This window comes from Nostoc sp. (assembly GCF_041747015.1).
Lineage (GTDB): Bacteria > Cyanobacteriota > Cyanobacteriia > Cyanobacteriales > Nostocaceae > Nostoc.
In genome coordinates this window covers 1-7,969 of sequence record NZ_JBGTFY010000433.1, presented here as the reverse complement: position 1 = coordinate 7,969, position 7,969 = coordinate 1, and the positions used below count along the sequence as shown (strand labels likewise).

At 43.6% G+C, this 7,969-nt stretch carries 10 protein-coding genes; 5 read left to right on the top strand and 5 right to left on the bottom strand.

What is annotated here, in order from left to right; all coding sequences use genetic code 11:
• The coding region (locus ACEW80_RS34175) for a hypothetical protein (protein ID WP_373530870.1) at nucleotides 1-197 on the bottom strand (197 nt) is incomplete at its 3' end.
• Nucleotides 198-221: 24 nt separating this feature from the next.
• Here ACEW80_RS34175 and dapF point away from each other — a divergent pair.
• On the top strand, nucleotides 222-1,061 hold the full coding sequence (gene dapF, locus ACEW80_RS34170) for a diaminopimelate epimerase (RefSeq protein WP_373530869.1): 840 nt from the start codon (nucleotides 222-224) through the stop codon (nucleotides 1,059-1,061).
• On the opposite strand, the gene ACEW80_RS34165 is transcribed toward dapF, so the two are convergent.
• Nucleotides 1,045-1,707: a DNA-3-methyladenine glycosylase gene (locus ACEW80_RS34165; RefSeq protein ID WP_373530868.1), complete on the bottom strand. Its 663-nt coding sequence runs from the start codon at nucleotides 1,705-1,707 to the stop codon at nucleotides 1,045-1,047. The two genes, dapF and ACEW80_RS34165, sit on opposite strands and share 17 nt — an antisense overlap.
• On the bottom strand, nucleotides 1,691-2,776 hold the full coding sequence (gene ada, locus ACEW80_RS34160; protein ID WP_373530867.1) for a bifunctional DNA-binding transcriptional regulator/O6-methylguanine-DNA methyltransferase Ada: 1,086 nt from the start codon (nucleotides 2,774-2,776) through the stop codon (nucleotides 1,691-1,693). The genes ACEW80_RS34165 and ada overlap by 17 nt, the downstream gene beginning before the upstream one ends.
• A gap of 410 nt (nucleotides 2,777-3,186) precedes the next feature.
• Between ada and ACEW80_RS34155 the strand changes: the two genes are divergently transcribed.
• From ACEW80_RS34155 to ACEW80_RS34140, 4 genes are all read left to right on the top strand, one after another.
• The gene (locus ACEW80_RS34155) at nucleotides 3,187-3,669 is read left to right on the top strand and encodes a hypothetical protein (protein ID WP_373530866.1); all 483 of its coding nucleotides are present in this window, start codon (nucleotides 3,187-3,189) and stop codon (nucleotides 3,667-3,669) included.
• Nucleotides 3,662-4,423, top strand: coding sequence for a class II aldolase/adducin family protein (locus ACEW80_RS34150; protein WP_373530865.1), 762 nt, complete (start codon nucleotides 3,662-3,664; stop codon nucleotides 4,421-4,423). The genes ACEW80_RS34155 and ACEW80_RS34150 overlap by 8 nt, the downstream gene beginning before the upstream one ends.
• A gap of 248 nt (nucleotides 4,424-4,671) precedes the next feature.
• Entirely contained in the window at nucleotides 4,672-4,860 is a 189-nt protein-coding gene (locus ACEW80_RS34145; protein WP_373530864.1) for a hypothetical protein, read from the top strand.
• A 71-nt stretch (nucleotides 4,861-4,931) separates the two neighbouring features.
• Nucleotides 4,932-5,753 carry an NADPH-dependent oxidoreductase gene (locus ACEW80_RS34140; RefSeq protein WP_373530863.1) on the top strand — a complete coding sequence of 274 codons (822 nt, stop codon included), beginning with the start codon at nucleotides 4,932-4,934 and terminating at the stop codon, nucleotides 5,751-5,753.
• A 356-nt stretch (nucleotides 5,754-6,109) separates the two neighbouring features.
• Here the strand turns inward: ACEW80_RS34140 and ACEW80_RS34135 are convergent, their stop codons facing one another.
• Both ACEW80_RS34135 and ACEW80_RS34130 read right to left on the bottom strand, forming a co-directional pair.
• Complete coding sequence (locus ACEW80_RS34135) at nucleotides 6,110-7,210, bottom strand: glutamate-cysteine ligase family protein (RefSeq protein ID WP_373530862.1); 1,101 nt, start codon at nucleotides 7,208-7,210, stop codon at nucleotides 6,110-6,112.
• Nucleotides 7,211-7,234: 24 nt separating this feature from the next.
• Nucleotides 7,235-7,969, bottom strand: a 735-nt coding sequence (locus tag ACEW80_RS34130; RefSeq protein WP_373530861.1) for a class I SAM-dependent methyltransferase, incomplete at its 5' end; no start/stop codon positions are given.

Here is a 7,969-nt window from a genome sequence, read left to right as displayed (position 1 = left end):
CCTGAATTAAGTTTTGAAGCTGACGAAAGCTGGGGATTCCGGTCTGAGTATCGATACCCATCGTTAATATGGCTCACATGAGGAACACGATTTGGCCTAAGTAGGCAAGAATAGTAGATTACTACCCAGTGTACCCAATCGTCTGCATTCTTTCGGGATATCGTCAGGCTCGGACGGGTTGCTAAGGCTAGTTCCATTGTGAGACAAGGTTGTTCTGGGTTATGCAGATTGAATTTACCAAGTATCAAGGGTTAGGTAATGATTTTATCTTGGTTGATAACCGAGAACAAATGACCCCGCTGTTAACCCCAGATCAATCCATTCAATTGTGCGATCGCCATTTTGGCGTGGGTGCAGATGGGGTCATTTTTCTGCTCCCCGGGGAAGCCGGAGCGGACTACACCATGCGGATCTATAACGCCGATGGCTCTGAACCAGAAATGTGTGGCAATGGCATTCGCTGCTTAGGTGTCTTTTTAGCAGACTTAGAAGGGGAATCCCGAAATAAAGACTCATATCGCATTCAGACTTTGGGTGGTGTGATGATTCCCCAAATCTTGCCTAATGGTCTAGTGAAGGTAGATATGGGTTTACCCAGGTTACTTGCTGGCGAAATTCCTACCACCCTTGCACCTGCCCAAGAAAAAGTAATTTCTCAGCCGTTGGAAGTGGCGGGGCAAACTTGGGATGTCACCTGTGTAAATATGGGAAATCCTCACTGCATTACCTTTGTAGAAGATGTAGCAGCAATTGAGCTAGAAACCATCGGCCCTAAATTTGAGCATCACCCAGCTTTTCCCCAACGCATAAATACCGAATTTATGCAAGTAATCCGCCGTGATTATTTGAAAATGCGGGTGTGGGAACGGGGCGCTGGGATTACATTAGCTTGTGGGACTGGTGCTTGTGCTTCCTTGGTCGCTGGAGTATTGGCTGGAAAATGCGATCGCACCGCCATTATCGAATTACCAGGTGGTTGTTTGCAAATTGAATGGTCAGAAGTAGACCAAAGAGTTTACATGACAGGCCCAGCCGAGCGGGTATTCACTGGGAAACTGTAACCGACTTACTATTGGCATTACTCAAGTAGTAGTGCCATAAAAGTCTTGCCGCTACTGCTTGCCACGGTCGCCAGTGCTGTGTCATGGCTTCGAGTTCTGCTGGTGTTGGACGTGTCGCCAATCCTTTGAGCTTTTGGAAAGCGATCGCGATCGCTAAATCGCCTTTAGGAAAGACATCAGGACGTTGCAGCGCCATTAGCAAGTAAATATCAACTGTCCAGTCTCCTATACCTTTGAGACGCTTTAACTCAGTTCTAATTGCAGTTTCGTCCATTCTTTCCAACTTGGTTAAATCAAGCTGACTACTTGCAATTGCATTCGCCAATCCACGACAGTATAGAATCTTTTGCCGACTGAATCCAATTCCTTTTAATTGAATATCATCCAATATCAGAAAATTTTCTGGTGTCAGAGTTACAACAACTCCACATAAACGGTTAAATACAGCCCTTGCAGCCGCTAAAGAAACTTGTTGTTCCAGAATTATGCACAACAGCGTTGCAAAACCCGGTTCTCTTGACCATAAGGGTGGAGTCCCAAGTGTTTCTAAAATCCAAGCCAAATCGCTGTCAATATTGGCAAGCACTATTAAACCACGGGTAAGACTTTCTTGAGTCAGCGATTCTAGTTCAGGGGTTTGAGTCATCTTTGAGCAATTTCGATTCTTGGATAAGCAGTTTTTGTTTACGCTCAATCCCCCAGTGATAACCACCAAGACTGCCATCAGTTCGCAGCACACGGTGACACGGTATAATCAGCGCGATCGCATTAGCTCCACAAGCATTACCCACCGCGCGGACTGCTTGGGGTTTGGCAATATCACGCGCTATATCAGTGTATGTACGCGTTTCGCTGTATGGAATTTTTTGTAATGCTTGCCACACCTGTTTCTGAAATGCTGTCCCCCGGACATCAAGTGGTAAATCGAGATGTGTCTCATCTCCGGCAATAAAGTCGAGGATTGCCTGTATCCATTCCTTGTGTGTGTGGTCATCACGCACGATGTCTGCTTGATTAAATTCTTGGATCAAAGTGTGTTCAAGCTTGTCTGCTTCATCACCTAGTTTAACAGCACAGATACCCTTTTCTGTTGTGGCCACAAGCAAATATCCTAGTGGACATGGAGCGATCGCATAGACAATGCTGATTGTCTTTCCAGCTTGTTGGTAAGTTTTTGGTGTCATTCCCAGTTGTTTAGGTGCTTTCTCATACAGTTGACTACTTGAACCATAGCCAGTGTTGTAAACTGCATCAGCAATTTCCTCCCCTTTCTGGAGACGCTGCTTCAATTGTTGGCTACGCAGCGCATCTGCATATTGAAAAGGGGATACACCAATTATTTGTTTGAATACCTTTTGCAAATAACTGGGACTCATCCCCACCTGAGAGCATAATTCTGAAAGGGTTGGGATGCGATCGCCTTGTGTTTCAATGTATCGACATACAGCTAAAACTTTCGCCTTCGCTGTATTGACAACGGTTTCAAATTGTGGTTTACATCGTTTACAAGGTCGAAAACCGGCAATTTCAGCCTCTTGTGCCGACTGAAAAAAACAAACTTGATTACGATTCGGTCTGCGGCTAGGGCAAATAGGTCGGCAATAAACGCCTGTAGAGCGAACACCGTAGAAAAGCTTGCCGTCAATTGTGGGATCTCGATTGAGAACTGCTTCCCAAAGAGTTTCTTCTAAAACTGGTGTTTGTTGTAATTGCATTTATCCCTCCTTGGATATATTGCAAAGTATCCACTCTCAACTATCAATCATTAGTTTCTGCATATTGGTAACTCTATTTGTTCTCTAAGTGACACTAGATTAGGTGTATCGCTAAACTACTTTCTATCTGATTATTGCGATCAAAGTGGAATACGATTCAGGAATATCAGCTTAAATCCTGATTAATACAGAAGACCAAGTTCTCGGATACAAGCGCCAACAAGGGATATTCTCTGGCAAAATGATCGAGATGATGCGAAAGCAATCATTCTAAGGAATCTTTTTCTGATCTAAAACTTGAGCAACTTGATTTTAATATTCACTCTGGTCTTAAAACTACTAGTATTATTGTTAGCAAAGATAAAAAAATTGATATTGATGTCAGTCGCTTCCTAAAGCGAGGAATATAGATGACAAAGCACACCATCTTAAAACCATTGCTAAAAGACCAATGGTTGATTGAGAGCCAAGAACTACCATCCTTTGTACCAACAGTGCAGGAAATTAGCGCCTGCACTCTAGTCTATCGCCGTGTAGATAACAGCGACACCAAAGCATACGCACAGTTACAAGTAACAGAAGTGCGTAGGCGTAAGTTGTTCGTGTACCTCTGCGGCGAAGCAAGCTACGCGCAGCGTGTCGCAGACAAGCGTCTCAAAAAGAAGCCATCGCTTCAACCAGATGATGTCTATTGCATCTTACCCCCAGATGGCGATATCCACGCCGTCAAAACCACATCCCAGAGTGCAGCAGTATCTATCCATCTCCTGGGTAATGATACTGCCTGTGTCTTGCGTCACCAGTTCATCCGAGAATCTTACAGCGTCAAGTCCTTTCGCTCTGGATATTCCAACGCTCTCCGCAAACAGGAGGAGGAAAAAGAATATGCCTAAGTCCGATAGACCAAACCCCCCCGTATTCAAGCAAGTTGAAGACGAACGCCTGCACCGTAAGCAACGCCTAGCCGCTGCCTTTCGCCTGTTTGGTAAGTTTGGGTTCAGCGAAGGAATCGCAGGCCATATTACAGCGCGTGACCCGGAGTTTACAGACCATTTCTGGGTCAATCCATTCGGGACATATTTCGGTCATATTCGAGTCTCTGACCTGCTTTTGGTGAACAGAGAAGGTGAGGTGGTTAAAGGTGATGCTGAAGTAAATCAAGCTGCCTTCGCCATCCATTCCCAGATTCATGAAGCGCGACCTGATGTAGTAGCGGCTGCTCACGCCCATTCAATTTATGGTAAAGCCTGGTCTAGTTTGAATCGTCTCATTGACCCCTTAACTCAAGATTCTTGTGCTTTTTACGAAGATCATGCGCTGTTTGATGACTATACAGGTGTCGTATTAAATACTTCTGAAGGCAAGCGACTGGCTGAAGCCTTGAGCGCAAACAAAGCCCTTATCTTAAGTAACCACGGCATTTTATCTGTGGGACATACAGTAGATGAAGCTGCTTTTTGGTACATTAGCCTAGAGCGATCGTGCCAAGCACAACTGCTGGCCGAAGCTGCGGGTAGACCCAGTGTAATCAAACACGAAACAGCTCGTTTAACACAAACTCAAGTAGGGTCACATAAAAATGGGTGGTTCAGCTTCCAGCCACTTTACGACAGGATTGTGCGCGAAGAACCTGATTTGCTGGATTAGTGCTGTATTTTTTGGCAGTAGTACACTTCATTTTATATAAATACAGCAAGGCTACCATGTGTACTTGAAGAAAGACACAAGGAGACTTGGTGATAGGGAGAGGAATCAGATGGAGATTCAGACCCCACTTGATTCTGAGCCACCAAAAAGTAGTGGGGAGACAATTCTCCTTGTCCCCTAGTCTCCCCATCTCATTGTCTTCTTGGTAAATCTTCTAGAGTTACTGCGTAACGTAGGGTAAGTTAATTTTGCGAGTCGATGTAACAAAGGTGCGAGTCGATGTAACAAAGGTGCGAGTCGATGCAACAAAGGTGCGAGTCGATGCAACAAAGGTGCGAGTCGATGCAACAAAGATGCGAGTCGATGCAACAAAGGTGCGAGTCGATGCAACAAAGATGCGAGTCGATGCAACAAAGGTGTTAATACTGCTTGGTTAAGAATATTTGTATGCTGGGTTTCGTCCCTCAACCCAACCTACACATTACAACTGACAATCTTGGAATTGATTATGACTAATCCTACAGAACTACTGCAATCGCGCTACGGTGAAATTCCCTTTAATCCCGAAATTAAATGGAATGATTCTCTAACAGCACTACTATCTCACCGTTCAATCCGGTCTTATCTATCTAATCCTCTACCAGCAGGAACTCTAGAGTTACTAATTGCAGCCGCTCAATCTGCATCTACTTCTTCTAATTTGCAAACTTGGAGTGTAGTAGCAGTTGAAGATCAACAACGCAAAGAAGAGTTATCCAAGCTAGCGGGAAACCAAGCACATATTAAGCAAGTGCCTTTATTCTTGGTTTGGTTAGCAGATTTGGCGCGTTTGGGTCATGTTGCTGACAGTCGCGGACTATCTCATGATGCTTTAGAATACTTGGAAATGTTTGTAACGGCAACAGTCGATGCAGCCTTGGCGGCACAAAATGCAACTGTAGCTGCTGAGTCCATCGGTTTGGGAACAGTATATATCGGCGCACTGCGGAACCGTCCAGAAGAGGTAGCAGCAATACTAAATTTACCGCCTTCTGTGTTTCCTGTATTTGGACTGTGTGTAGGTTATCCGAATCCGGAAGTGGCTGCTGCGATTAAGCCACGGTTGCCACAATCAGCTGTGCTGCACCGTGAAACTTATAAATTAGCAGAGCAAGAAGAAGCGATCGCTCACTACAACAACATCATCAAAGAGTTCTATACTGAACAAAAGATGGATGTTGCTGGTGATTGGTCAGAACACTCAGCCGAGCGGATCGCAACTGTAGAGTCTTTGAGAGGACGCGATCGCTTGCGTGAAGCTTTGAATAATCTAGGTTTCCAGTTGCTTTAAAGTCCAAGTTATTTCTTCTGTGATCCAGCCCTTTGATATCATATCCGCTTGATTACTTATTAAACCCGAAGAACCCCACCCCTTAAGCGGGGCTACGGTGTACACACAACTCTTCTAAAAAACCAAAATCATCGTAGATCCCCCTAAATCCCCCGATAAATTGGGGGACTTTGAGAACTTTTTGCCCTGCTTTTTAAGGGGGGTTGGGGGGATCAAAAGTCTATGGGGCAACTCTAGAAGACTTGTGTGTACACTGTAGGCTTGCGGGGAGGGGAGACAAAGTGTAGGTTTGGCGGGGTGGGGTGCAATGACTGTGGAAATCATAACTAATTATGCGGACATGAGATTATATGTTACTAGACTTGATAAGTCTGCCTTATTACCTCTTCTATTGAACCGACGCGATAGAACATTTCTATTAGTTCATGGGATCTTGTTTTTCGCTTCGCCAGCAGCACTTTCAATGGTGTTAAAAAATCAACATCTGGATCATCTACCAGTGCAACTTCCGCTGCTTGCAATACCTTTGTCGCATTCCCAAAAATATCCTCATTGTCAAAGCCTTCTTTTGCAGAAACTTGGTGCAACGCGGCATCGGGTACAGTTGCTCTACCCAGCAAGGTTTTATCTAACACCAAACCTTTCAATAATGTTAATAAAGCCGCATAGATGAAAAAATTATCACAACTATCACAAGCTTTAAATTCGATGCGACCTACTTCAGCCGGAATGCGGGCGATTTTTGTCAAGGAAGGTATGCTATTAATCAGTTGTTCCTGCTTGTGAATAAAAACCAAAGCTGCTGGTCTTTTTCCGGTTCTGATAAACGTTCGTACCGATAACCCATCCCATAAACCTCCGTTATAAAAAGGGGAACTATAACTAAAAGGAACGATATAGGGACTGTAATAAGTTAACTTTCTGCCAATATCAATTACATTTTCAGTAGACAAATCTGCTACTGAAATATTTAAATCTGGCCCGTATGTGACCATGTGAATATTAGCAGTTTGTTCGTCAGGATAAGCCTGTAGCTGTTTGATTTCATAATCGTTTAATGGAGGTTGAGGCTCAAAAACTGATTTGTAGGGATTGAAGCTGACCAAAACTGGTGATAAACCAAAGCTAGCCGCAACTTCACGTAGCAAGTTAAAACTTTCTGATAACTCAGTAATAGCGCCTTGAATATCAGAATGTATAGTTGTTCTAATTTCGATGCCTTTAGCATGACAGTCTATTACCTGGTCGGAATTCGCAAATCTTTCAAATCCCTCAATGTACCATCTTTTTTTCTTAATACCCGCATCCCCGACGCGTAGTTGAGGATAGTCGCTAGGATATGTAGGTAGCCTTTCAATAATTTGATTGAAATCAGCAAATTTGGTGTGGGAAAAATCAGCAAACTTTCCTTCTTTGTTTAGGAAAGCGACTTCATGCTCAATGCCAAAGAAAAACATTATGTATACCTTGAGTGCTTAGATTCAACCTAACTTAACTAATGCTAAACGAGACGAATCGCACAGAGGAGGAAATAACATCAGTAAACGATTCATTAGAGAAAAACGTCGGCGATATTTAGTTGGCAGATTGGCATAATTACAAACTTCCATTACTTCGTAACATGAATTCCAGTCTTTAATCTTATGAATATTTGAGATACACCAATCAAATTTTGCCGAAGTGTATTTGAGTGAGTCATGGTGTTTCTGATTCTTCACAATTAGCGGTGACAAGGAATCAAAGGCAAACCACGAACCAGGAAAATACTGCAAAAGATTAGCAAACAATAGCTTCACTTCCTGTTCATTGAAATACTGCAACACGCCTTCGGCGACAAACATCACAGGTTGTTTGGTAGTGGACTTGATATGCTCAATCCAATTGGTATCTAGGGCAGAAGCCGTGATTAATTTACGGCGTTCCGTTTCCTCAAAAAACTGTCGTCGCAGAACCATGACATCCGGTAAATCTATGTCAAACCAGCAAACCTTGCCGTTATCTACTCGCTCAAAACGTGTGTTCAGTCCTGCACCAATCTCGATAACAGAACCTTGAGGATGTTGATTGAGGTAGTTGCGTACCCAGTTGTCGAGGATACTTCCTCGTAAACAAGAGCCTATCTGAGAAGATTTAGCAGTAGTAAATTTATCAAATTCGTAGTCGAGCGCTGCAAGAATCTCAGATGATTTAGGATCTACTATAATTGGATCTGCTGC

What these genes read in the sequence shown, in the direction of transcription:
- dapF (WP_373530869.1), top strand. Translation starts at nt 222, where the DNA reads ATGCAGATTGAATTTACCAAGTATCAAGGGTTAGGTAATGATTTTATC.
- ACEW80_RS34150 (WP_373530865.1), top strand. Translation starts at nt 3,662, where the DNA reads ATGCCTAAGTCCGATAGACCAAACCCCCCCGTATTCAAGCAAGTTGAA.
- ACEW80_RS34165 (WP_373530868.1), bottom strand. Translation starts at nt 1,707, where the DNA reads ATGACTCAAACCCCTGAACTAGAATCGCTGACTCAAGAAAGTCTTACC.
- ada (WP_373530867.1), bottom strand. Translation starts at nt 2,776, where the DNA reads ATGCAATTACAACAAACACCAGTTTTAGAAGAAACTCTTTGGGAAGCA.
- ACEW80_RS34135 (WP_373530862.1), bottom strand. Translation starts at nt 7,210, where the DNA reads ATGTTTTTCTTTGGCATTGAGCATGAAGTCGCTTTCCTAAACAAAGAA.
- ACEW80_RS34155 (WP_373530866.1), top strand. Translation starts at nt 3,187, where the DNA reads ATGACAAAGCACACCATCTTAAAACCATTGCTAAAAGACCAATGGTTG.
- ACEW80_RS34140 (WP_373530863.1), top strand. Translation starts at nt 4,932, where the DNA reads ATGACTAATCCTACAGAACTACTGCAATCGCGCTACGGTGAAATTCCC.